This is a genomic window from Phycicoccus sp. Root101, from assembly GCF_001426245.1.
In the GTDB taxonomy this organism is placed as follows: Bacteria; Actinomycetota; Actinomycetes; order Actinomycetales; family Dermatophilaceae; genus Pedococcus.
The window spans coordinates 44557-68161 of record NZ_LMCM01000006.1 but is presented as its reverse complement, the minus strand read 5'-3'; the positions used below and the strand labels follow the sequence as shown (position 1 = coordinate 68161).

21 protein-coding genes, 1 pseudogene and 1 riboswitch are annotated in these 23605 nt (G+C 71.8%); of the genes and pseudogenes, 1 reads left to right on the top strand and 21 read right to left on the bottom strand.

All coding sequences use genetic code 11. From position 1 onward, the window contains the following. Positions 1 to 119: 119 nt before the first annotated feature. From ribH to def, 9 genes are all read right to left on the bottom strand, one after another. Positions 120 to 590 carry a 6,7-dimethyl-8-ribityllumazine synthase gene (gene ribH / locus ASC58_RS07695; RefSeq protein ID WP_056914257.1) on the bottom strand — a complete coding sequence of 157 codons (471 nt, stop codon included), beginning with the start codon at positions 588 to 590 and terminating at the stop codon, positions 120 to 122. Beyond that, positions 587 to 1813: a bifunctional 3,4-dihydroxy-2-butanone-4-phosphate synthase/GTP cyclohydrolase II gene (locus tag ASC58_RS07690; protein WP_056914256.1), complete on the bottom strand. Its 1227-nt coding sequence runs from the start codon at positions 1811 to 1813 to the stop codon at positions 587 to 589. The genes ribH and ASC58_RS07690 overlap by 4 nt, the downstream gene beginning before the upstream one ends. Next, positions 1810 to 2520: a nicotinamide riboside transporter PnuC gene (gene pnuC, locus ASC58_RS07685; protein ID WP_056918909.1), complete on the bottom strand. Its 711-nt coding sequence runs from the start codon at positions 2518 to 2520 to the stop codon at positions 1810 to 1812. The genes ASC58_RS07690 and pnuC overlap by 4 nt, the downstream gene beginning before the upstream one ends. After that, positions 2517 to 3158 (bottom strand): riboflavin synthase, encoded by a 642-nt coding sequence (locus tag ASC58_RS07680; protein WP_056918908.1) that lies wholly within the window; start codon positions 3156 to 3158, stop codon positions 2517 to 2519. The genes pnuC and ASC58_RS07680 overlap by 4 nt, the downstream gene beginning before the upstream one ends. Further along, complete coding sequence (ribD, locus tag ASC58_RS07675) at positions 3158 to 4207, bottom strand: bifunctional diaminohydroxyphosphoribosylaminopyrimidine deaminase/5-amino-6-(5-phosphoribosylamino)uracil reductase RibD (protein WP_056918907.1); 1050 nt, start codon at positions 4205 to 4207, stop codon at positions 3158 to 3160. The genes ASC58_RS07680 and ribD overlap by 1 nt, the downstream gene beginning before the upstream one ends. Before the next feature lie 121 nt (positions 4208 to 4328). Then, positions 4329 to 4459, bottom strand: a riboswitch (FMN riboswitch). An 82-nt stretch (positions 4460 to 4541) separates the two neighbouring features. Next, on the bottom strand, positions 4542 to 5198 hold the full coding sequence (gene rpe / locus ASC58_RS07670) for a ribulose-phosphate 3-epimerase (protein ID WP_056914252.1): 657 nt from the start codon (positions 5196 to 5198) through the stop codon (positions 4542 to 4544). A gap of 74 nt (positions 5199 to 5272) precedes the next feature. Next, the gene (locus tag ASC58_RS07665; RefSeq protein WP_056918906.1) at positions 5273 to 6808 is read right to left on the bottom strand and encodes an RsmB/NOP family class I SAM-dependent RNA methyltransferase; all 1536 of its coding nucleotides are present in this window, start codon (positions 6806 to 6808) and stop codon (positions 5273 to 5275) included. Then, positions 6805 to 7764: a methionyl-tRNA formyltransferase gene (gene fmt, locus ASC58_RS07660; RefSeq protein WP_056919240.1), complete on the bottom strand. Its 960-nt coding sequence runs from the start codon at positions 7762 to 7764 to the stop codon at positions 6805 to 6807. The genes ASC58_RS07665 and fmt overlap by 4 nt, the downstream gene beginning before the upstream one ends. A 2-nt stretch (positions 7765 to 7766) precedes the next feature. Continuing rightward, positions 7767 to 8312 (bottom strand): peptide deformylase, encoded by a 546-nt coding sequence (gene def / locus ASC58_RS07655; protein WP_056914250.1) that lies wholly within the window; start codon positions 8310 to 8312, stop codon positions 7767 to 7769. Positions 8313 to 8578: 266 nt separating this feature from the next. Between def and ASC58_RS21935 the strand changes: the two are divergent. After that, positions 8579 to 8952, top strand: a pseudogene (locus ASC58_RS21935) (DUF222 domain-containing protein); the annotation flags it as partial. Between the two features lie 1435 nt (positions 8953 to 10387). On the opposite strand, the gene ASC58_RS07640 reads toward ASC58_RS21935, so the two are convergent. The 12 genes from ASC58_RS07640 to carB all read right to left on the bottom strand — a co-directional run bounded on the left by ASC58_RS07640 (position 10388) and on the right by carB (position 23603). After that, positions 10388 to 10813 (bottom strand): NUDIX domain-containing protein, encoded by a 426-nt coding sequence (locus ASC58_RS07640; RefSeq protein ID WP_056918903.1) that lies wholly within the window; start codon positions 10811 to 10813, stop codon positions 10388 to 10390. A gap of 152 nt (positions 10814 to 10965) precedes the next feature. Then, positions 10966 to 11232, bottom strand: coding sequence for a hypothetical protein (locus ASC58_RS07635; RefSeq protein ID WP_056918902.1), 267 nt, complete (start codon positions 11230 to 11232; stop codon positions 10966 to 10968). A 116-nt stretch (positions 11233 to 11348) separates the two neighbouring features. Further along, positions 11349 to 13400 (bottom strand): primosomal protein N', encoded by a 2052-nt coding sequence (locus ASC58_RS07630; protein ID WP_082553077.1) that lies wholly within the window; start codon positions 13398 to 13400, stop codon positions 11349 to 11351. A gap of 83 nt (positions 13401 to 13483) precedes the next feature. Further along, complete coding sequence (gene metK, locus ASC58_RS07625; RefSeq protein WP_056914248.1) at positions 13484 to 14704, bottom strand: methionine adenosyltransferase; 1221 nt, start codon at positions 14702 to 14704, stop codon at positions 13484 to 13486. Between the two features lie 79 nt (positions 14705 to 14783). Then, a complete protein-coding gene (locus tag ASC58_RS07620; RefSeq protein WP_056914247.1) occupies positions 14784 to 16070 on the bottom strand; it encodes a phosphopantothenate--cysteine ligase family flavoprotein in 1287 nt (428 codons plus the stop codon). Between the two features lie 31 nt (positions 16071 to 16101). Further along, a complete protein-coding gene (rpoZ, locus tag ASC58_RS07615) occupies positions 16102 to 16365 on the bottom strand; it encodes a DNA-directed RNA polymerase subunit omega (protein ID WP_056914246.1) in 264 nt (87 codons plus the stop codon). Positions 16366 to 16405: 40 nt separating this feature from the next. After that, complete coding sequence (gene gmk, locus ASC58_RS07610) at positions 16406 to 16990, bottom strand: guanylate kinase (protein WP_056914245.1); 585 nt, start codon at positions 16988 to 16990, stop codon at positions 16406 to 16408. Then, on the bottom strand, positions 16987 to 17304 hold the full coding sequence (mihF, locus tag ASC58_RS07605; RefSeq protein WP_056882257.1) for an integration host factor, actinobacterial type: 318 nt from the start codon (positions 17302 to 17304) through the stop codon (positions 16987 to 16989). The genes gmk and mihF overlap by 4 nt, the downstream gene beginning before the upstream one ends. A 140-nt stretch (positions 17305 to 17444) precedes the next feature. Then, positions 17445 to 18353 carry an orotidine-5'-phosphate decarboxylase gene (gene pyrF / locus ASC58_RS07600; RefSeq protein ID WP_082553076.1) on the bottom strand — a complete coding sequence of 303 codons (909 nt, stop codon included), beginning with the start codon at positions 18351 to 18353 and terminating at the stop codon, positions 17445 to 17447. After that, positions 18353 to 19378 carry a dihydroorotate dehydrogenase gene (locus ASC58_RS07595; protein ID WP_235529140.1) on the bottom strand — a complete coding sequence of 342 codons (1026 nt, stop codon included), beginning with the start codon at positions 19376 to 19378 and terminating at the stop codon, positions 18353 to 18355. Before ASC58_RS07595 ends, pyrF begins: the two co-directional genes overlap by 1 nt. Continuing rightward, positions 19378 to 20283, bottom strand: coding sequence for a dihydroorotate dehydrogenase electron transfer subunit (locus ASC58_RS07590; RefSeq protein ID WP_082553075.1), 906 nt, complete (start codon positions 20281 to 20283; stop codon positions 19378 to 19380). The genes ASC58_RS07595 and ASC58_RS07590 overlap by 1 nt, the downstream gene beginning before the upstream one ends. Next, a complete protein-coding gene (gene carB, locus ASC58_RS07585; protein WP_056914243.1) occupies positions 20280 to 23603 on the bottom strand; it encodes a carbamoyl-phosphate synthase large subunit in 3324 nt (1107 codons plus the stop codon). Before carB ends, ASC58_RS07590 begins: the two co-directional genes overlap by 4 nt. Between the last annotated feature and the right edge of the window lie 2 nt (positions 23604 to 23605).

The window sequence follows — 23605 nt, the reverse complement described above, 5'->3', positions numbered from 1 at the left end:
CCACGTGAGCGTAGTCAGGGCCGCAGCCCTCCCCGCGAAGCGGGTGTCGTTCCGGGAGACCTGCAGAAATATGTCCCGTTTCGCCACGCAACCCCCGCTTTGCGGGCGAGGCGGCGCCGTCAGACGTGGAGGTCGCGCAGGGTCACCGCAGTCGCCACGGCGGCGGTCGCGGCCTCGTGGCCCTTGTCCTCGCTCGATCCCTCGAGGCCGGCCCGGTCGAGGGCCTGCTGCTCGTCGTCGCAGGTCAGCACCCCGAACCCGATCGGCACCCCTGTCGTGATGCTGACCTGCGTCAGGCCGGTCGTCACGCCGGAGCAGACGTACTCGAAGTGCGGGGTGCCGCCACGGATGACCACACCGAGGGCCACGAGGGCGTCGTGGCTCGGCGCGAGCCGGGCGCAGGCGACGCTCAGCTCGACCGTCCCGGGGACGCGCACCACGGCGGCGTCCTGAATGCCGGCGTCGGCGAGGCCACGGACCGCGCCGGCCACCAGCCCGTCCATCACCACGTCGTGCCACGAGGCGGCCACGACCGCCACCCGCAGCCCTGTTCCGTCGACCGCGATCGCCGGTGCCCCGTGTCCACTCATGCCGATGCTCCCTGGTCCGTGCCCTCGATGACGAGGCGGTGCCCCATCCGGTCCCGCTTGGTGCGCAGGTAGGCCTCGTTGGTGGGCAGGGGCGCGATGCTGATCGGCTCCACCGCCGGCACCTCGATGCCATGGCCCCGCAGCGCCTCGACCTTGAGCGGGTTGTTCGTCAGGAGCCGCACCGCCGCGATGCCGAGGTCGACGAGCACCGCTGCCCCGGCGGCATACTCCCTCGCGTCGATCGGGAGGCCGAGCTCGACCTGCGCATCGACGGTGTCGAGCCCCTGGTCCTGCAGGCCGTACGCCTGGAGCTTGGACACGAGGCCGACACCACGGCCCTCGTGACCGCGGAGGTAGACGACCGCTCCCCCCTCGGCTGCGACACGCTCGAGGGAGCGTTCGAGCTGGGGTCCGCAGTCGCAGCGCTGGGAGCCGAACACGTCGCCGGTGAGGCACTCGGAGTGCAGTCGCACCAACGGCGCCCGTCCGACCAGTCCCCGCGGGCTGACGAGGGCGAGGTGCTCCGCGCCGGTGACGACGTCGCGGTAGCCGACGGCGCGGAAGGTCCCGTGCGCGGTGGGCAGCACGGTGTCGGCGAGACGGCGGACACGGTCATGGCGCTGACGCCAGGCGATGAGCTGGGCGATCGTCACGACGGGCAGCCCGTGGCGGGCGCCGGTGTCCAGCACCTCGGGGAGGCGCATCATCGTGCCGTCGTCGTTGACCAGCTCACCGATCGCGCCGACCGGTGCCAGCCCGGCGAGGCGGCAGAGGTCGACCGCGGCCTCGGTGTGCCCGGGCCGCTCCAGCACGCCACCGTCCTTGGCGCGCAACGGGATCACGTGCCCGGGCCGCACGAACGACCCCGGCGTGGATGCCGGGTCCGCCAGCAGCCGTATGGTGCGTGCACGGTCCGCCGCGCTGATCCCCGTGGTCACGCCTTCCGCCGCGTCGACCGTGACGGTGTAGGCGGTGCGCAGGGGGTCGCGGTTGTCCGCGACCATGAGCGGCAGCCCCAGCCGGTCCGCGGTCTCGCTGGTCACGGGGGCGCAGAGGTAGCCACTCGTGTGCCGGATCGTCCAGGCGAGCCACTCGTCCGTCAACGTCTGGGCGGCCAGCACGACGTCGCCCTCGTTCTCGCGGTCCTCGCTGTCGGTGACCAGGACGGGGCGACCCTCGCGCAGCGCCTCCAGGGCCTGCTCGATGGTCGCGAGCCGAGTCATGCCCGAGCTCCCGCGAGCTCGCGCTCGGGACTGATCTCCTCGCGAGAGGCCTTGAGCCACACGAAGAAGCCGTAGAGCACGAGGCCGCCGTACACGGCATACAGGACCGCGGACGGGTAGAACCCGGAGTGCACCAGCAGGGGCACGCCGACGACGTCCACCGCGATCCAGGCGAGCCAGAAGTCGTTCCACCCGCGCGCCATGGCGTAGGTCGCGACGATCGAGCCGACGAAGATCCAGGCGTCGCACCAGAAGTACCAGCGGGGCGCGGGGAACCCGGCGCCGATGGCCGCGAACCCCCACTGCAGGACGACCACGCCGGCCACCCAGAAGCCGAGGTAGGCGAGGCGTTCCCGGGGCGTGGCCCAGCGCGGGGTGATGGCCGGTCGGTCGGTGCCGTCCGCGCGGTTGGCCCGGCGCACCCGCCGCCAGAGCAGCCAGCCGTAGATGCTCGTGATGATGAAGAAGACCTGGCGGCCGGCCTGGCCGTAGAGCGTCGTGTGCTGCGGGTTGGAGAAGGCCACGCCGAAGAAGACCGTGAACAGCAGGGCGTTCCCGACGATGCCCACCGGCCAGGCCCAGACGCGCCGCCGCATGCCGCCGATGGCCGACGCGAAGCCGAAGGCGTTGCCGACGACCTCACGCCAGAGGATCTGCTGCGAGCCGATCGTCAGCTGGGCCTCGAAGAGGCGTTCGAGCACGTTCATGAGTGGTCCTCCTGTGCGACGACGAGCGGGTCGGCGGCAGCGTCACGACCCTGCTGGGACATGAGCCGTTCGACGTACTTGGCGATGACGTCGACCTCGAGGTTGACGGGGTCCCCGACGCCCTTGTGGCCGAGGGTGGTCAGGTCGAGTGTCGTGGGGATGAGCGAGACGGTGAACGACGTGTCGTCGACCGAGGCGACGGTCAGGCTGACCCCGTCGACGGTGATCGAGCCCTTCTCGACGACGTAGCGCGAGAGCGCCGGCGGGAGCGTGAAGCCCACGACCTCCCAGCGGTCCCCCGGTGTGCGGTGGGTGATGGTGGCCGTCCCGTCCACGTGGCCCTGGACCACGTGACCGCCGAACCGTCCGTTCGCAGGCATCGCCCGCTCGAGGTTCACCCGTGCACCGGGGACGAGCGCGCCGAGGCTGGAGCGCCGCAGGGTCTCGGCCATCACGTCGACGGTGAACTCCTCGTCGCCGTGCTCGACCACGGTGAGGCAGACCCCGTTGACCGAGATGGAGGCGCCGTGCACGGCATCGGTCGTCACGACCGCCCCGTGCACCGTCAGCCGTGCCGAGTCCTCGCCCGCATCGAGCCCGACCACGTGGCCGAGCTCTTCGACGATTCCGGTGAACATCAGTGGATCTCCTTCAGTGCTGCGGTGATTCGTACATCCGTGCCGAGCACGGTGATGTCGGTGGGCTCGAGGCGCAGGGCGTCGGCCATGGTGGTGATGCCGAGGTCCCCGACGGAGGGACGCCCGCGCCCGAGGAACACGGGGGCGACGTAGGCGATGACCTCGTCGACGACCCCCGCGGCCAGGAACGCGGCCGCCATCGTCGGCCCGCCCTCGAGCCACACGTGGTGGATCTCGGCCTCCGCGAGCCGGGCGAGGACCTCCTTCGGGTCACGGGTGCGCAGGTGCCAGGTCGGTGCGCTGTCGTCCAGCACCCGGGCGTCCGGGCGCAGGTCGCGCTCCCCCACGACGACCCGCAGCGGCTGGTGCTCGTGCAGGGAACCGTCGGCACGCCGTGCCGTCAGCCGGGGGTCGTCGGTGAGGGCCGTACCGGTGCCGACGATGACCGCGCCGCACCGGGAGCGCTGGGTGTGCACGTCGTCGCGGGCGACCGGGCCGGTGATCCACTGGCTCGTGCCGTCGGCCGCGGCGCTGCGCCCGTCGAGCGTGGACGCGAGCTTCCAGGTCACCCACGGCCGGCCGGTCGTGACCAGGTGGGTCCAGGTCCGGTTCAGGGCGGTCGCCTCGTCGTCCAGCACCCCGCTGGTCACCTCGACGCCGTGACCGCGCAGCACCTCGGCCCCGCCCGCGGCGCGCGGGTTCGGGTCGGACTGGGCGTGCACGACGCGGGCCACCCCGGCCTCCAGGAGCGCCTGGGCACACGGCTGCGTGCGTCCGGTGTGGTTGCAGGGCTCGAGGGTGACGTAGGCCGTCGCGCCCCTCGCCGCGTCGCCCGCGTGGCTCAGCGCGTCGGTCTCGGCGTGCAGGGTCCCGGCACCGCGGTGCCAGCCCTCGGCCACGAGGTCGCCCTCAGGCGAGACGAGGACGCAGCCGACGCGCGGGTTGGCGTCGGGGCGACGACCACGTGCCGCGAGCTCGAGCGCACGACGCATCCAGGCGACGTCACGGTCCGGTGGGACCTGGTCGCGCTCGTCCTGGTGCTGCTGCATGTCCTGCCCTCGTGCTCGAGACCGATCGGTCGAGCTCCGGGGGACGTGCAGGCAGGGTCGACGGGTGCCCGGCGCGCGACGACAGGAGTCGTCACCACCGGACAGGACCGAGGGTCCTGCCTTGCGTGCTGCCTACCATCCGGACTTTCACCGTCGGTCCTGGAGTTCCACCAAGTCAACCGGCCGCTGGCTGCGGCCGGGTCGCGGACTGTCACCGCCGGTTCGGAATTGCACCGACCCCGGAGCACGTGCTCCCAGTATGCCAGCGTGGTCGCGTCCGCGCGTAGCCCAGGTCCGCGTGACGGTCCTCACCGCGGCCGGTGCGGGCTCCGGGTCAGTGCTGGTGGCGCGTGGCGAGGGCCCGCAACTCGTCCACCGCCGCCGCAGCGTCCTCGGCGCCGTACACGGCGGAGCCGGCGACGAACACGTCGGCACCGGCCTCGGCGCACTGCTCGATGGTTGCCGCGGAGACTCCCCCATCGACCTGCACCCAGACCTCGCCGCCGAGGCGTCGCACGGCCTCACGGACCTGGGTGACCTTGGGCATCTGGTCGGCCATGAACGACTGGCCGCCGAAGCCCGGCTCGACCGTCATGACGAGCACCATGTCCAGGTCCGGGAGCAGGTCCTCGTAGGGGGCGAACGACGTCCCGGGCTTGACCGCCATACCGGACCGTGCCCCGGCGGCACGGATGGAGCGCGCGACCGCGCGGGGGTCGGCGGCCGCCTCGACGTGGAAGGTGACCGACGAGCCGCCCGCCTCCGCGTACTGCGGCGCCCAGCGGTCGGGGTCCTCGATCATGAGGTGGCAGTCCAGCGGGATGGGGCTCACCCGGGCCAGGGCCTCGACGATCGGCAGGCCGAGGGTCAGGTTCGGCACGAAGTGGCCGTCCATGACGTCCACGTGTGCCCAGTCCGCGTTGGCGATGCGCGCCAGCTCGGACTCGAGGTTGGCGAAGTCGGCCGACAGGATGCTGGGCGAGATCTGCACGGCGCTCACCCTAACGGGCGACCAGAGGCCGGATCGACCCACCCGGAGCGTCCCGAGAGGCTCTGCCGAGCTGGCTACTTCTTGCGCAGCAAGGCCAGGAACATCCCGTCGGTGCCGTGGATGTGCGGCCACAGCTGGACGGTCGGTCCGTCGCCGGGCACGTCGACCGGCTCGCCGGAGGCATCGCGGAGGTAGTCACGGGCGTCCAGCAGCTCGATGTCGTCGCGCTTGCGGGTGACGTCGCGCACGACGAACTGGGTCTCCGCCAGGTGCGGGCTGCACGTCGCGTACGCGACCACTCCGCCGGGCGCCGTGGCGTCGATGGCCGAGGCGAGCAGCTCGCGCTGCAGCTTGCCGAGGTCCGCGAGATCGGCGGGAGTCCGGCGCCAGCGCGCCTCGGGGCGACGGCGCAGTGCGCCCAGCCCGGTGCACGGGGCGTCCACGAGGACCCGCTGGTAGCGCCCGGGCTCGTCCTCGCCGTAAGCCCGTCCGTCACCCGTCCGCACCTCGATCGTGCGGCCGTGGGCGCCGGCTTGGAGCAGCGCGGGGCGCAGGGTCTGGCGGACGAGCTCGGTGCGGTGCTCGCTGACCTCGTTGGCGGTGAGGTCGGCCCCCGCCCCGAACGCCAGCGCGGCGAGCAGCCCCGCCTTGCCACCGGGGCCCGCGCACAGGTCCAGCCACTGCTCGGTGCCGTCACCGTCGACGGGCACCGCTGCGAGGGCCAGCGCCAGGAGCTGCGAACCCTCGTCCTGGACCGCGGCCCGTCCCTCCCGCACCGCGCGTATGGCGCCCGGGTCACCTCCCGGCAGAACCGCCCCCACCGGGGAGAGCCAGGACGCCTCGGCCCCGTCGTCGACGAGCTCGTCGACGCTGCTCAGGCCGGGCCTGGCGACGAGCGAGACCTTGGCGGGTTCGTTGTCCGAGGTGACCAGGGCGCTCAGCTCGTCGTCGATGGTCTCCGCCGTCGCGGCGCCGTGGCCGAGCAGGGCCGCGCGCAGCGCCTTGACCACCCACTCGGGGTGCGAGTGCTCGACCGACAGCTGTGCCGTGAGGTCACCGTTGGCGGGGACGACCTCGGCCAGCCACTGGTCGAGGTCGCGCTCGCTGATCCGCCGCATGACCGCGTTCACGAAGCCGGCGGCCCCGGCACCGTTGACCTTGCGGGCCAGGGCGACGGTCTCGTCGACGGCCGCATGCGTCGGGACGCGCATGCCGAGCAGCTGGTGAGCACCGAGGCGCAGCGTGTCGACGACGTTCTCGTCGATCTTGGTGATCGGCCTTGCCGCGGCAACGCTGATGATCGGGTCGTACAAGCCGAGCATGCGCACCGCGCCATACACGAGCTCGGTCGTGAACGCGGCGTCACGGCCACGGATGTCCTTCTCCCGCAACACTCTCGGGAGCTCGAGGTTGGCGTAGGCACCGTCTGCGACGGCCCGCATCACCGTGTAGGCGGCGAGCCGTTGCGGGTCGCTCGTGCGGCCACGCTCACTGGGCTTCTGTGCCGAACGCTCACGTCCGCCGTGCGCGCGTTCGGGTCGCTGGCGACCCTGTGCGTTGCGCCGCGGCCCGCCTTGACCTCTGCCCCGGTCGCCGCCCGACTCGTTCATGACGGGGCCTGGACCATGGTGAAGCACTCTCCTCGTGCGATGCGGGTGCCACGGGCCCAGTCGGGCGCAGCCATGTCCTTCTTGCCGTGCGGGCGGACCTCGCCGAGGAGGACCGGGGTCGTCGCCGTCCCCACCCAGACGGCGCGCTTGCCCGCCGAGATCTCACCGGGTCCCAAGCCGTCGGGCACGTCGACCGCACCGGTCGGTGTCAGGGTGACGGGAGACAGCTTGAGGCGCTCGCCCCGGAACGTGGTCCAGGCCCCGGGTGCCGGCGTGCAGCCCCGCACCAGCCGGTCGACGGCGATCGCCGGTCGGTCCCAACGGACCTCGGCGTCCGCGACGTCGATCTTCGGCGCGAGCGAGACGCCTTCCGCCCCTTGGGGCACCGGCCGCAGCGAACCGTCCTCGATCCCGTCCATCGTGGCCACGAGCAACCCCGAACCCCCGTCGGCGAGTCGCCCGAGGAGGTCTCCCGACGTGTCGGTGGGACGGACGCGTTCGGTCATCACGCCATACACGGGGCCGGTGTCCAGGCCCTCCTCGATGAGGAAGGTCGAGGCACCGGTCATCTCGTCGCCGGCCATCAGGGCGTGCTGCACGGGGGCGGCGCCCCGCCACGCGGGCAGCAGCGAGAAGTGCAGGTTGACCCAGCCGTGGCGCGGGATGTCGAGAGCCGCGCGAGGGATCAGGGCGCCGTAGGCGACCACCGGGCAGACGTCGGGTTCGAGCTCACGCAACCGCTGGAGGAAGTCCTCCTCGCTCGGGCGACGCGGTGTGAGGACCTCGATCCCACGTTCCTGCGCCCACTGCCGCACCGGTGACTGGGCGAGACCCCGACCTCGGCCGGCACGGGCGTCAGGACGGGTCACCACCGCCACGACCTCGTGCGCCGACGCGTGGAGCGCCTCGAGGGCCGGGACCGCCACGTCGGGGGTGCCTGCGAAGACCAGGCGCAGGCTCACAGGCTCCTGCCGAACGTCGCGTGCGGGCTGACCTTGACGGTGGGCGCGGCCTCACCGGACCACTGCGCCTCCCGGATGGCGCGCATGGCGAGCTTGCGCTGCTCGCGGTCCATCCGGTCGATGAACAGGATGCCGTCGAGGTGGTCGGTCTCGTGCTGGATGCAGCGCGCCATCAGCTCGGAGCCCTCGATGAGGACGGGCTCGCCGAACTGGTTGAAGCCCTTGGCCACCACCCGCAGCGAGCGGGGCGTCTCGAACTTCATGCCCGGGAACGAGAGGCAGCCCTCCTCGCCGTCCTGCATCTCGTCGGAGAGCGCGAGGTCGGGGTTGACGAGGTGCCCGAGCTCGCCGTCGATCCAGTAGGTGAAGACGCGCAGGCCCACACCGATCTGCGGTGCCGCGAGGCCGGCGCCCGGCGCGTCCATCATCGTGTCGGTGAGGTCCTTGACCAGCTGGCGCAGCTCGCGGTCGAAGTCGACGACGGGTTCGGCGGCCGTGCGCAGCACGGGGTCACCGAAGAGGCGGATGTTCTGGATCGACACGGCGACCAGTCTAGGTGCGACGCGTATGTCGCGGTGCGCGCCACCGTGGGTCGGGCTCGTCCCGCGTGGCTCGTGGGACGAATGTGGTTCTGCTGTCAGCGAATTCGAGCGATTCGGGGTGTGGACAAGTCTTTCTGCATCATTCGAACAGGTGTACGATTGAGGTATGTCGGTCAGCCCGCTCACCGCCGTCCCGGACACGATTCGAGCGATTCGGGGTGTGGACAAGTCTTTCTGCATCATTCGAACAGGTGTACGATTGAGGTATGTCGGTCAGCCCGCTCACCGCCGTCCCGGACACGGTTCCGGACGGTGGCTGGGGCGTGCGGAACCAAGCGTTGTGGGAGCGGACCGCTGCTGTTGCGGGTCGGTTGAACCGGGCGCAGGCCGAGCTCGTCGACATCATCGACGAGGTCATGCGCGACCGGCACTGGGGCGAGGGCGGGTTCAAGTCACCCGAGCACTACCTCGTCGTCCGCGCCGGCCTGTCCCATGCCCACGCCGCTGACATCGTCGCCGTGGCCAGGCGACGCACCGAGCTGACCGACGCAGCTGTGGCGTTGGAGGCCGGGGAGCTGTCCCTGGACCAGGTCGCCGTCCTGGCCCGCCACGTCCCCGTCACCCACCAGGCCTCGGTCACNGCCGGGGAGCTGTCCCTGGACCAGGTCGCCGTCCTGGCCCGCCACGTCCCCGTCACCCACCAGGCCTCGGTCACCCAGTTCGCCCGGAACGCGACCGTGACCCAGCTGCGCCGAGCCGTCGCCCGCCACGCCTTCGCCGCCCCGGAACCGATGGATGAGACAGGGGAGGCCGCGGACGAGGCAGAGTCGGCCGCCGAGCAGCGTGCCTGCGCCAAGCCCGACCTGGCCATGTCGTACGACGCCGACGGCCGGTTCCAGCTGCGGTACTCCGCCCCCGCCACCATCGGCGCCCTGGTCGAACAAGCCGTCAAGGAAGCCAAGGACGCACTGTTCCTTCGCCGCAAGGCCGCCAGCACGGCCAACGCGGAGGCGACCGCAATCTCCACCCCGGCGGCTGGCGAGTCACGTCATGCCGGCGCCGACGTCGACGACCGCTACGCGGGCTTGCCGACCTACGCCGACGCCCTCGAGGAGATGGCCACCCGATCACTCGCGGCGGTCACCTCCACCAGCAGATCGGCGCACTACCGGGTCTACCTGCACCTCGACACGACCGGCGCCTGGGTCAACGGCGGCCACGCCATCCCCCTGCGCCTGCTCGGCCGGTTCATCANGATCGGCGCACTACCGGGTCTACCTGCACCTCGACACGACCGGCGCCTGGGTCAACGGCGGCCACGCCATCCCCCTGCGCCTGCTCGGCCGGTTCATCAGCGACGGGCAGGTCCAACCCGTCTGGGAAACCGAAGGGCGACCCGTCTCCGTCGGGCGGGCCATGCGGATCCTGCCCCACCGCACCCGCCGCCTGATCACCGACCGCGACCGCGGCTGCCGATTCCCCGGCTGCCCCACCACCGGGTTCGTCGAGATCCACCACCTCCAGGCATGGGCCGACGGCGGCCCCACGGACACCGACAACCAGATCAGCCTCTGCACCGCCCACCACGACGGCATCGACCGCGGCGACTACACCATCACCGGCGACCCCACCCACCCCGACGGACTCACCGTCACCAACCGGTACGGGCTTCCCATCCGACCACCCCGACCCCACGAGACCGCCCCACCACCCGAAGGTGACCCACCCGTCCCCGCAGGCACCTACCAACCACCCAGCGGCGGACCCATCACCTGGAACGACCTCGCCATCCCCTCNAACCGCCCCACCACCCGAAGGTGACCCACCCGTCCCCGCAGGCACCTACCAACCACCCAGCGGCGGACCCATCACCTGGAACGACCTCGCCATCCCCTCCGACCACGAGGCCACCCACGGCACACCACCCCCACCCGGGCTCAGCCTCGCCCCACCACCACCAGCGCAGACCATCTCCTGGCTCGACGACCCCGACAACCCCGACCGCGGACTCATCCGCACCAACTGGGGCCACCACTGAGCGGTGGGTCCGGCTGCACGTCGACCGGATCCACCGCTCAGCGAACGATTGGCCGCGGCTGACTGGTGGCGTCCTTGATGGCGCCCAGGACGCTGGGCAGAGTCTCCGGGTGGCCCATCTCCAGCTCCGCGAGATCCTCGGGTCGGAACCAGGCAAGATCGTCATGCTCTTCCGGCGCTGCGTTGACCGGTTCTCCTCTCCAATCGGTCACGAGGAACCCGTGCATCACGAGGCCGGGGTCGCTGACCGTCATCGTGATCGGCAGGGGGTTCTGGACGTGCACACCGAGCTCCTCGAGGCACTCACGGATGACAGCCTGGTGAGGCAGCTCGCCCGGCTCGACATGTCCGCCGACGAAGCCCCAGCGGTCGGGATACGCCTGACGCCTGGCATGGCGATGCGCCAGCAGCACCAAGCCGTCACGCACCAGCACGGCAGTGGCGATCTCGATCGGGGCGACCATGGCGGCACCCTAGACGCGGGCGCCCACATGCTGTGGCCACTCGCCTAGTCCGCATCGCTGCCGTGAAGTCGGTCACCACTCATGGAACCGGCTGCCGGACGGTTCGGGACGAACTCACGGACCGCGGCTCGTCGCAGCGGTCAGGCAGGCGGCTACGCCTCAGAGCCGTGGGTGGCCCGACGGCCGACCACGAAGCCCAGCACGCCACTCAGCAGCAGGAGGCCGACCAACGACACCACCAGCGCTGCCTGTCGCCGTTCCGAGATGAGGAAGATCCCCGGCGAGGGCTGCTGGTCCAACGGTGAGTAGGCGAACCAGCCGAACTCCGTCTCCGCGCCACCGATCCACAGGACGGCCCCGGTGACGAGCAACGCGAGGACCAGGGCGACCAGACCGGCGACCTGCCGACGAGAGCTCATGCCGCAAATCTAGGTCAGGAACACGGATGTCGTCAGGCCCTCCTACGATCCTGCGGCCCCCGCGATGGCACACCCCACCCCAGGCCCCGCACCAGCCGGCGAACCCCTCGCTCGGCCTACGTCGCCGGGTCGGGCGGGTCGACACGGACCTGCACGCTGACAGGTTCCTTGCGCGCACTGCGCTTGGCCCGCATCGCGGTCAGGGACGTGGCCAGCGCGTCGCGGTCGGCGAGGGGCACCCGGAGCAGCATGCGCACCGCGTCGTCCGGCAGCGGCAGCGGCCCGAGCCGTTCGGTGCCGTCGGCGAGGTCGGCCTGCTGCACCGCGGCGTCGACCGCACGGCGTTCGCCGCTGACGGCGGCCATCACCACGGTGGGGGGCAGCGACAGGGCTGCCCGGTCGGCGAGCTCGCGGGCGGCGAACCACGCCGGGTCCCAGCGAACCAGGGCCTCGACGACCGGCAGGGTGGTGTGGCCGGGCGCCCCGCACAGGACCACCTGCCCACGTGCTGCCGAACCCCGGGTCAACGCACCAGCTGCCAGCCACCGACGCAGCGCCTCCTCCCCCGCGTCGAGCGTCGGGCGGTCGAGCGAGGCCCAGGCGTCGAGCAGCAGCGTGGCGGCGTACCCGCCGTCGGCCACGGGCTCTGCCCCCGGGGTGGCGATGACCAGCGACGGCGCGGCCGCGACCCGCTCGAGGACCGCTCCCGCGCCCGAGGTGTGCACGGGCACGCCGGGGAACGCCCGTCCCAGCTCCTCCGCCGTGCGGCGGGCGCCGACGACGGACGACCGCAGCTCACGTCCGCCGCACTGGCGGCACTCGAACCGACCGACCCCACGCCCGCACCAACGGCACCCCGGCTCGGCACCGCGCCCGGTCACGGCGATCGGGCCGGAGCAGTGGGCGCAACGAGCGGGGGCGCGACAGGTCTGGCAGGCGAGCGACGGCACGTACCCCCGCCGCGGCACCTGCACGAGCACGGGCCCGGACTCCAGGGCGGTCTTGGCGGTCCGCCACGCGATGGACGGCAGGTGCGCGCTGGCCGCAGCCGGGTCTCGCTCGAGCTCCAGTCCCTCTCCCGCGACGACCACCCGCGGCACCGCGGCGCGCACCGCGCCGGCCGCGGCGATGGGGCGCAGCGCGCCGGTCTCCACCAGCTGCTGCACGGCCACCGTCCGCGTGAACCCCCCGGACAGCACCGCCGCCCCCTCGACGGCGGCCCGGGTCAGCAGCACCTCCCGGACGTGCGGGTATGGCGCGCGAGGCTCCTCGTGGTTGTCGTCGCCGTCGTCCCACCAGGCGACGAGGCCCAGGTCCTTCACGGGGGCGAAGGCTGCGGCCCGGGTGCCGACGACGACGGACACGTGCCCGCGCAGCACCTTGAGCCACGCGGTGTAGCGCGCCTGCGGGCCCTGGTCGGCGGTCAGCCGCACGTGCCTTCCCGGTCCGAGGGCGGCGGTCAGGGCGGCATCCACCCGGGTGACGTCCCGGTGGTCGGGGACGACGAGGACCGCGCCGCGGCCACCGGCGACGGTTGCCGCAGCAGCCGTCGCGAGGGCCGCCGGCCAGTCCTCTGCCGGGTCGGTCGAGGGCAGGGCCAGCCACGACGCGGCCGGGGTCTCCCCCGAGGTGAGCCGGGTGAGGTAGGCCGGCCCGGCGGCATACCGGGTCCAGGCGGGGCCGGGACCGGAGAGGGCCGGCAGGGGGTCGGGCACCGGCGGCTCGAGGGCCAGGGCCTTCTCCGCAGCGGCGTGGCGCGGCGGGACGGACAGGCGCAGGACGTCACCGAGGGTGCCGGCGTAGCGGGCGGCGACCGCCCGGGCCACCGACAGCTGGCGGGCGGTCAGGACAGGCTCGGGCGACACGACCCGACGAATCGGCGCCAGCCGGCCGTCGTGCTCGGCCGCCGCCTTGCGCTCGACGACGAACCCGTCGAGGTCCTGGCCGGCGAACCGCACCTTGACCCGTGCGCCGGGCACGGCGGTCTCGCCGAGCGCGGTCGGCACGAGGTACTCGAACGGGCGGTCCAGGTGGGCCAGCCCGGTGTCGACGACCACCGCCGCGACGGGGTCGACCTCGGCCGTGTCGGTCGCCTTCGGCGGGCGCGGAGCCTTGGGCAGCGCGGCGCGGATCAGCGACAGCTGCTCGACGGCTCCCGGTTCGGACACGTGTGAAAACTAGTCGACCCGGCCGACACTCCTGCGGGGCAGGGGTCGGCCGGGTCGACCGGACGCTGGGTGCGAGGAGCCGGTCAGCCCTTGACCGCGCGCTGCAGCGCCTCGACGCGATCGGTGCGCTCCCAGGTGAAGGCGTTGTCGACGCCCTCGACCGAGGTGCGGCCGAAGTGGCCGTAAGCGGCCGTCGCCTTGTAGATCGGGCGCAGCAGGTCGAGCTGGTCGACGATCGCCCCCGGGCGCAGGTCGAACACCGAGGTGATCGCGGCCTGGATCTTGTCGATCGGCTCGGTCTCGGTGCCGAACGTCTCGACGTAGAGACCGACCGGCTGGGCCTTGCCGATGGCGTAGGCGACCTGGACCTCGCAGCGGCGGGCGAGGCCGGCCGCGACGATGTTCTTGGCGACCCAGCGCATGGCGTAGGCGGCCGAGCGGTCGACCTTCGACGGGTCCTTGCCGGAGAACGCGCCACCACCGTGGCGGGCCATGCCGCCGTACGTGTCGACGATGATCTTGCGGCCGGTGAGGCCGGCGTCGCCCATGGGGCCACCGATCTCGAAGCGGCCGGTCGGGTTGATCAGGCTGCGGTACCCCGAGATGTCGAGGTCGGTGCCGGTCTCGGCGAGCTCGGCCAGGACCGGGGCGATGACGTGCTGCTCGATGTCGGGCGCGAGCAGGTCGTCGAGCGAGATGTCGGAGGCGTGCTGCGTCGACAGCACGACGGTGTCGAGGCGGACGGCCTTGTCACCCTCGTAGCCGATGGTCACCTGGGTCTTACCGTCGGGGCGCAGGTAGGCGACCTGACCGGACTTGCGGACCGCGGTGAGGCGCTCGGCCAGCCGGTGCGCGAGGTAGATCGGCAGGGGCATGAGCTCGGCGGTGTCCTCGCACGCGTAGCCGAACATCAGGCCCTGGTCGCCGGCACCCTGCTTGTCGAGCGGGTCGACTCCACCGGTGCGGTTCTCGTGGGCCGTGTCGACGCCCTGCGCGATGTCCGGCGACTGCTCGCCGATGGAGATCGAGACGCCGCAGGAGGCGCCGTCGAAGCCCTTCTCGGACGAGTCGTAGCCGATGCCCTTGATGGTGTCGCGCACGATCTGGGCGATCGGGACGTAGCTGCGGGTGTCGACCTCGCCGGCGACGTGGACCAGCCCGGTGGTCACCATCGTCTCGACGGCGACCCGGCTGTCCTTGTCCTCCGCCAGCATGGCGTCGAGGATCGAGTCGGAGATCTGGTCACAGATCTTGTCCGGGTGACCCTCGGTGACGGACTCGGACGTGAACAGGCGTGCGGACACTCAAAACTCCTTCGGGGGCAGCGGCTGCTGACTGGGGGCCGCGAGCCGGAGCCGCACGGACCTCGCGAGTGTACCTACGTCACAAGATCTGCTGGACGGCATCCCACACTGCGGCGGAGATCTGCTCCTTGGGGGCGGGCCCCGCATCGATCACGTGGCTCGAACCCAGCCGCAGGATGTGGACTGTGTTGTCGTCGAGCCCGAACGTCTTGTCGGTGCCGACCTCGTTGACCACGAGCAGGTCGCAGCCCTTCCGGGCCAGCTTGGCGCGCGCGTGGTCGAGGACGCTGCCGTCCTGATCGCCGGTCTCCGCGGCGAACCCGACGATGACGGGGCTCGCGTCGTCGCCGCGGCGGGCGACCAGCCCGGCCAGGACGTCGGGGTTGCGCACCAGCTCGATCGTCGGCGCGGCGTCCGGGTCGTCGGCGTCGTGGGTCTTCTTGATCTTGGCGTCGGTGTAGTGCGCCGGGCGGAAGTCGGCGACGGCAGCGGCCATCACGACGACATCGGCCCCGGGCGCAGCCGCGGCGACGGCGGTCTCGAGCTCGAGGGCGGTCTGCACCGGGACGACGAGGACCCCCGCGGGAGCCGCCAGGGTCGTGTTCGCGGCGATGAGCACCACCTCGGCACCCCGCCGGGCAGCCACCGTGGCCAGCGCGAACCCCTGCTTGCCCGAGCTGCGGTTCCCGAGGAACCTCACCGGGTCGATCGGCTCCCGGGTCCCTCCGGCGGTGATGACGACCCTGCGCCCCTCGAGGCCACCCTCGGCGAGCCCCTCGTCCTCGGGTATGGCGCGGAGCTCGGTCGCGTACTTGGGCGGTACCACCGCGGCGGTGCCGTGGGCGAGGATCCGCTCGCACACGGCATACAGGTCGGCGGGCTCGGGGAGCCGGCCGGGACCGGTGTCCGCGCCGGTGAGGCGACCGGACGCCGGCGGGATGACATGCACCCCGCGCTCCATGAGCGTCGAGATGTTGGCCTGCGTCGCTGCGTGCTCCCACATCTCGGTGTGCATCGCGGGCGCCACCACGACCGGGCAGCGTGCGGTGAGCAGGACGTTGGTGAGCAGGTCACCGGCCAGGCCGTGCGCGGCCTTGGCGACCAGGTCGGCGGTGGCCGGGGCCACGACGACGAGGTCGGCGGACTGGCCGAGGCGCACGTGCGGCACCTCGTGCACGGACTCCCAGACCCCGGTCGCGACCGGCTTGCCGGAGAGCGCCTCCCACGTGGGGGCACCCACGAAGTGCAGGGCCGACTCGGTCGGCACCACGGTCACGTCGTGGCCGGCCTCGGTGAACAGGCGCAGCAGGGAGCAGGCCTTGTAGGCCGCGATGCCACCACTGACACCGAGGACGATGCGCGCCATCGCGCTGTCGCTCCCTGCTCCCCCGCCGGGCTCAGCTCTCGATCGGCTCGGAGGTGACCAGGCCCTCGTTGATCTCGCGCAGGGCGATGGACATCGACTTCTCGTGGACCTGGCTGTCGACGAGCGGTCCGACGTACTCGAGCAGGCCCTCCTGGAGCTGGCTGTAGTACGCGTTGATCTGGCGGGCGCGCTTGGCGGAGTAGATGACCAGGGCGTACTTGGAGTCGGCCTTGGTGAGGAGGTCGTCGATCGGGGGGTTGGTGATGCCGATCGGGTTCGCGACGGTTCCGGACACGGGGGAAATCACTCCTGTTGTTGTTTCGGGGCGCAAGAAGTCAGTGGGTTCGCATCAATGATACGAGTTCTTCGGCAGCCCGACGAACATCGTCGTTGACGATGGTCACGTCGAACTCGTCCTCGGCGGCCAGCTCGACCTTCGCGGTCTCCAGGCGGCGGGTGCGTTCCTCCTCGTCCTCGGTGCCCCGGCCGACCAGCCGGCGGACCAGCTCGTCCCAGCTCGGCGGGGCGAGGAACACGAACAGCGCCTCGGGCATCGTGGCCCTGACCTGGCGCGCCCCCTGGAGGTCGATCTCGAGCAGGGCCATCCGGTGCTCGGCCAGTGCCTGCTCCACCGGCCCGCGCGGCGTGCCGTAGTGGTTGCGGCCGTGCACCACGGCTGACTCGATGAGCTCGCCGTCCTGCTCCATGCGGGCGAACTCGGCCTGGTCGACGAAGTGGTAGTGCGTTCCCTCGACCTCACCGGGTCGGGGCGCCCGGGTGGTGGCGCTCACCGACAGCCACACCTCGGGGAAGTGCTCGCGGACGTAGGCGGAGAGGGTGCCCTTGCCGACCGCGGTGGGTCCGGCCAGGACGACGAGGCGCCGGGGGCGTTCCTCGCCGGCAGGTGCGGGGCGGCTCACGCCTCGTCGAAGCGGGTGAGCAGCGCGGAGATCTGGTTGGCGCCCAGGCCACGGACGCGGCGGCTCTCGGAGATGCCGACCTCCTCCATGATCTGGCGAGCACGCACCCGGCCGACGCCGGGCATGGACTCGAGCAGCGCGGAGACCTTCATCTTGCCGACGACGTCGTTGCCCTTGCCGTCCGCGATGACCTCCTTGAGGGAGCCCTGCGCGTACTTCAGGCGGTTCTTGACGGCGGCGCGCTCGCGGCGGGCCACGGCGGCCTTCTCCAGGGCCGCTGCTCGCTGCTCGGGCGTCAACGGGGGAAGTGCCACAGCTGTACTCCTTGTGAGGCGTGCGGGAGGGGTCGTGCGAACGTCGTTCACTGTTTCACTCGACTCTAGCAACCGAACGAGCTCGTTTCTCGTCGAGGTGGGCAGGCCGCGGCAAGCCGCAGCGCGGAGGGTGGACCGCGTCAGCGGAGCAGGTCGGCGAGGTGCTCGCTGGTGCGGACGGCCTGCTCCCGGAGCCGGACGACGTCCGGTCCGGCGGAGAGGACCTCACGGCTGGAGGACGGCAGGACGTTCGGCAGGGCGTCACCGAAGACGCGCCGCAGGTCCTCGCTCGTCCCACCCTGCGCCCCGACGCCCGGGGCGAGCAGCGGGCCGTTGCAGCCGGCCAGGTCCAGGCCGAGCTCCTGGACGGCGGACCCGACGGTCGCGCCGACCACGAGCCCCACCGAACCGAGGTCGCCGTGCGACCGGGCCGCTGCGTTCTCCGTGGCGGCGCCGCCCACGATGCTCTCCGCGACGCTCACGTCGCGCAGGGTGGCGTGCTGCACGGTGCGTCCCTCGGGGTTCGAGGTGAGGCCGAGGACGAAGACACCACGACCGGTCTGCGCCGCGAGGTCGAGCGCCGGGCGCAGGGACTCGAACCCGAGGTAGGGGCTCGCGGTGAGGGCGTCAGCGGGCGCCACGGCGTCGTCGCCGAGGTAGGCCTCGGCGTAGGCCGACATCGTCGAGCCGATGTCGCCGCGCTTCGCGTCGAGGATGACCAGCGTGCCGGCCTCGCGCAGGGCGAGGATGGCGCGCTCGAGGACGGCGACGCCTCGGGACCCGAAGACCTCGAAGAAGGCGGACTGCGGCTTGACCACGCCGACGTGCCCGGCGAAGGCCTCGACGCACGTCTCGGTGAACCGGGTCAGCCCCTCGACGTCGTACGTCAGGCCCCACGACTCCACCAGGGCGCGGTGCGGGTCGATCCCGGCACACAGCGGTCCGAACCGGTCGGTGGTGGCCCGCAGCCGCTGGCCGAACGTCACCCGCTCGTGCGCCTGGTCGTGCGCCTGGTCCTGTGTCTCGTCCTGCCGCGCCTGGTCCGCCATCAGCGTGCCACCCTCTCGTGGGCGATACCGACCACGTCGGCAAGTCGCTCGAATCCCTTGTCGTGCAACAGTCCCGCGAGCTCTCGACCGACGCGCACCGGCGCCGACGGGTCGTTGAACGTCGCGGTGCCGACCTGCACGGCGCTCGCGCCGGCAGCGACGAGCTCGAGCGCGTCGCGCCCGGTGCGCACTCCCCCGACGCCGATGATCGGGACGAACGGCAGCCGCCCCTCGAGCATCGCGGCGCGGGTCTGCCAGACCGCGCGGACGGCGACGGGCCGGACGGCCGGGCCGGACAGCCCACCGGTCACCCCCGCGACCTGCGGTCGGAGCAGGTCGGTGTCGATGACCATGCCGAGCAGGGTGTTGATCATCGTGAGGCCGTCGGCACCCGCCTTCACGCAGGACTGCGCGACGCTGACGATGTCGGTGACGTCGGGCGTCAGCTTGGCGAAGATCGGCACGTCCCGCGGCAGCTGCTCCCGCACCAGGGCGATCACCTTGGCCGAGGCCAACGGGTCGCAGGCGAAGACAAGCCCGCGGTTCGCGACGTTCGGGCAGGAGATGTTGACCTCGACACCGACCACCGCGTCGAACGCGTCGCTGGCCCGCAGCGTGGCAGCGACGTCGGCGAACTCGCCGCTGGTGTTGCCGGCGATGGAGACCAGCGTCCTGGCCCCGGCCTGCTTGAGCCAGGCGAGGTCGTTCTCGACGAACGAGGTGATGCCCGGGCCCTGCAGGCCGATCGAGTTGAGCATCCCGGAGGGCGTCTCGGCCATGCGGGGCGTGCCGCGGCCGGACCGCGGGTCGGCCATGACGGACTTGGTGACGAACGCCCCGAGCTCGGCGACGTCGAAGAACCGGCCGAGCTCGCGGCCGTTGGCGGCGCAGCCGGAGGCGGTCATCATGGGGCTCGGCAGGTGCCGACCGGCGAGGTCGACCGACATGTCCACGGCGGACACGGCGGACGCTGCGGACATCGCGGGCGTGGCCGGCACGGTGGTGGTGGTGGTGGTGGTGGTCATCAGTGGCCTCCTGCCCTCGGCGCACCGACGGCGTCGTCGGGCACCCGGCACAGTCCGTCGGAGAACGCGTCCCAGCGCACCCGGTCTCCGCGGAACACCGGTCCCTCGACGCAGGACCGCACCATCTTGGTGACGCCCGACGCGTCGACGACCGGCATGACGCAGGTCATGCAGACCCCGACACCGCAGGCCATCGACTCCTCGACCGCGACCTGGGCCACCGCACCCTCGGCCGTGGCCACGTCGGTGATCGACCTGAGCATGGCCATCGGTCCGCAGCCGTACACGACGGCGGCGCCCGTGCGGCGGATCACGTCGGGCAGCACGTCGGAGACCCAGCCCTTGGTGCCCATGGACCCGTCGTCCGTGGTCACCGTGACCCCGTCCGCGTAGCGGCGCGCCTCGACGACGCCGAAGAGCCTGGACTCGGTCGCCGCGCCGAGGACGACCTCGACGTGGCAGCCGCGGGCCCGCAGCGCCTCGGCCAGCCAGAACAGCGGGGCGCTGCCGTACCCGCCGCCGACGAGGACGCAGGGCACCGGCTCCTTGGGGAGCGGGAAGGCGCGGCCGAGCGGTCCGACGATGTCGACCTCGTCATGGGCGCGCAGCTCGGAGATCCACTGGGTGCCCGGGCCGTGCGCCGCGACGACGACGTCCACCGTCCCGCCGTAGGTCCCGGAGGGGCTGACCTTGTGGATCGAGAAGCAGCGGCGCAGCAGGTTCGCGCTCGTCGGCCCGCCCACGGCGAGGGCGACGAACTGGCCGGGCCGGGCGAGCTCGGCGATGCCCGGCGCCACGAAGGTGAGGTGGTGGTAGGCGCCGGCGCGCCGGGTCGCGATGAGCTCACCGGTCACCTGCACGACTCCCCCACCGGGACGGGTATGGCGCGTGGTGGCCTCGCTCACGCCACACCACCGTCCAGGTCGGCCTGGGTCCGGCCGTAGAGGTCGAGGTCGCGGGCGTGCTCCTGCAACGGCTTCACGGTGAACTCCCCCTTCATCTGGGCCTCGATGCCCTGCACGGCTGCGGCGAGCTCCTGCACCGTGGTGACGATCGGGCGGTCCATCGAGGTGGTCGCCGCCCGGATCGCGTAGCCGTCGGCACGGGCGTTCGGGCCGCTCGGCGTGTTGACGACCATGGCGATCTCACCGTCGAGGATGAGGTCGACGATGCTGCCCTCCGCGGTGGCCCGCTCACTGTGCTTGTGCACGACCTGCGAGGCGATCCCGTTGCGGCGCAACACGTCCGCGGTGCCGGTGGTCGCCACGATCGTGAAACCGAGGTCGGCGAGGCGCTTGACCGGGAAGATCATCGCGCGCTTGTCGCGGTTGGCGACCGACACGAAGATCTTGCCCTCGCGCGGCAGCCCCGACCCGGCGGCGAGCATCCCCTTCGCGAACGCCGTCCCGAAGTCCTGGTCGATGCCCATGACCTCACCGGTGGAGCGCATCTCCGGGCCGAGCAGGCTGTCGACGACCTGGCCGTCCTTGGTGCGGAACCGCTTGAACGGCAGCACCGCCTCCTTCACGGCGACCGGCGCGTGGCTCGGCATGGTGCCGCCGTCGCCGAACGGCGGCAGCATGCCCTCCGCGCGCAGCTCCTTGATGCTCGCGCCGAGCATGACCCTGGCAGCCGCCTTGGCGACGGGCACACCGGTCGCCTTGGCGACGAACGGCACCGTGCGCGAAGCACGGGGGTTGGCCTCGAGGACGTAGAGGACGTCCTGGGCGAGGGCGAACTGCACGTTCATGAGTCCACGCACGCCGATGCCCTCGGCGAGCTTGAGCGTCGCCTCGCGGACCCGCTGCAGCTCGGCGACACCGAGCGTCACCGGCGGCAGGGTGCAGGCCGAGTCGCCCGAGTGGATGCCGGCCTCCTCGATGTGCTCCATGATCCCGCCGAGGTACATGTCGGTGCCGTCGTAGAGGGCGTCGACGTCGATCTCGATCGCGTCGTCGAGGAACCGGTCCACGAGTACCGGGTGCTCGGGGCTGGCGATGGTCGCGCGGGTGACGTACCCCGAGAGGGTCTCGTCGTCATACACGATCTCCATGCCGCGCCCACCGAGGACGTAGGAGGGGCGCACGAGGACCGGGTAGCCGATCTCCTGGGCGACGGCGACGGCTTCCGTTGCGCTGTATGCGGTTCCGTGACGAGGGGCGGGAAGGTTCGCCTCCGCGAGGACGCGGCCGAAGGCACCGCGGTCCTCCGCGAGGTCGATGGCCTCGGGACTGGTGCCGACGATCGGCACACCGGCCTCCTTGAGCGCCTTCGCGAGCCCGAGCGGCGTCTGGCCGCCCAGCTGGACGATGACGCCGGCGACCGGACCGGCCTGCTGCTCCGCGTGCACCACCTCGAGGACGTCCTCGAGGGTCAGCGGCTCGAAGTAGAGGCGCGAGCTGGTGTCGTAGTCGGTCGAGACCGTCTCGGGGTTGCAGTTGACCATCACCGTGTCGTAGCCGGCGTCACGCAGGGCGAAGCTGGCGTGCACGCAGGAGTAGTCGAACTCGACACCCTGGCCGATGCGGTTGGGGCCGCTGCCGAGGATGAGGACGGCTGGCTTCTCGCGCGGCTGGACCTCGGTCTCCTCGTCGTAGGTGCTGTAGTGGTACGGCGTCAGGGCCGCGAACTCCGCGGCACAGGTGTCCACCGTCTTGTAGACGGGACGCACGCCCAGCGCGTGGCGCACCCCGCGCACGACCGCCTCGGGCATGGCCCGCAACGACGCGATCTGGGTGTCGGAGAACCCGTGCCGCTTGGCCAGGCGCAGCAGCGCCGGGGTCAGCTCGGGCGCCGCGGCGACCTGCTCGGCGATGGCGTTGATGAGCTCCATCTGGTCGAGGAACCACGGGTCGATACCCGTCGCCTCGTGGACCTCCTCGACGGACAGCCCCCCGCGCATCGCCTGCTGGACCGTGACGATGCGGCCGTCGGTCGGCGTCTTCGCGGTGTGCAGGTAGGTCCGGGCCTGCTCGACGCTGGGCTTCGGGCCGTCCCAGTGGAAGCTGCTGCCCTTGCGTTCCATGGAGCGCAACGCCTTCTGGAGGGCTTCGGTGAAGTTGCGGCCGATGGACATGGCCTCGCCGACGGACTTCATCGTCGTCGTGAGGGTCGGGTCGGCAGCAGGGAACTTCTCGAACGCGAAGCGCGGCACCTTGACCACGACGTAGTCGAGGGACGGCTCGAACGACGCCGGCGTCTCGCGGGTGATGTCGTTGGGGACCTCGTCCAGCGTGTAGCCGATGGCCATCTTCGCGGCGATCTTGGCGATCGGGAAGCCGGTCGCCTTGGACGCCAGGGCGCTCGACCGCGAGACGCGCGGGTTCATCTCGATGACGATGATCCGGCCGTCGGCGGGGTTCACCGCGAACTGGATGTTGCAGCCACCGGTGTCGACGCCGACCTCGCGGATGATCGCGATCCCGAGGTCGCGCAGTCGCTGGTACTCGCGGTCGGTGAGGGTCAGGGCGGGCGCGACCGTGATCGAGTCACCGGTGTGGACGCCCATGGGGTCGAGGTTCTCGATCGAGCAGACCACCACGACGTTGTCCGCGTGGTCGCGCATGACCTCGAGCTCGTACTCCTTCCAGCCGAGGATCGACTCCTCCAGGAGCACCTCGGTCGTGGGGCTGTACTGCAGGCCGGCCCCGCCGATGCGGCGCAGGTCGGTCTCGTCGTAGGCGAAGCCGGAGCCCAGGCCGCCCATGGTGAACGAGGGGCGCACCACGACCGGGTAGCCCAGGTCGTCGGCGGCTGCCAGCAGTTCGTCCATGGTGTGGCAGATGAGCGAGCGGGCCGACTCGCCGCCGCAGCGCTCGACGACGCCCTTGAACTTCTCGCGGTCCTCACCGAGCTGGATGGCCTCGACGTTGGCGCCGATGAGCGGGCAGCCGTACTTCTCCAGGACGCCGGCCTCGTGCAGCGAGATCGCGCAGTTGAGCGCCGTCTGGCCGCCCAGGGTCGCCAGCACGGCGTCGGGACGCTCGCGGGCGATGATCGACTCGACGACCTCAGGGGTGATCGGCTCAACGTACGTCGCGTCGGCGAACTCCGGGTCGGTCATGATCGTCGCCGGGTTGGAGTTGACGAGGATGACGCGGATGCCCTCCTCGCGCAGGACGCGGCACGCCTGGGTGCCCGAGTAGTCGAACTCGCACGCCTGGCCGATGACGATCGGCCCGGAGCCGATCACGAGGACGCTCTTGATGTCTTCCTGCTTCGGCATGT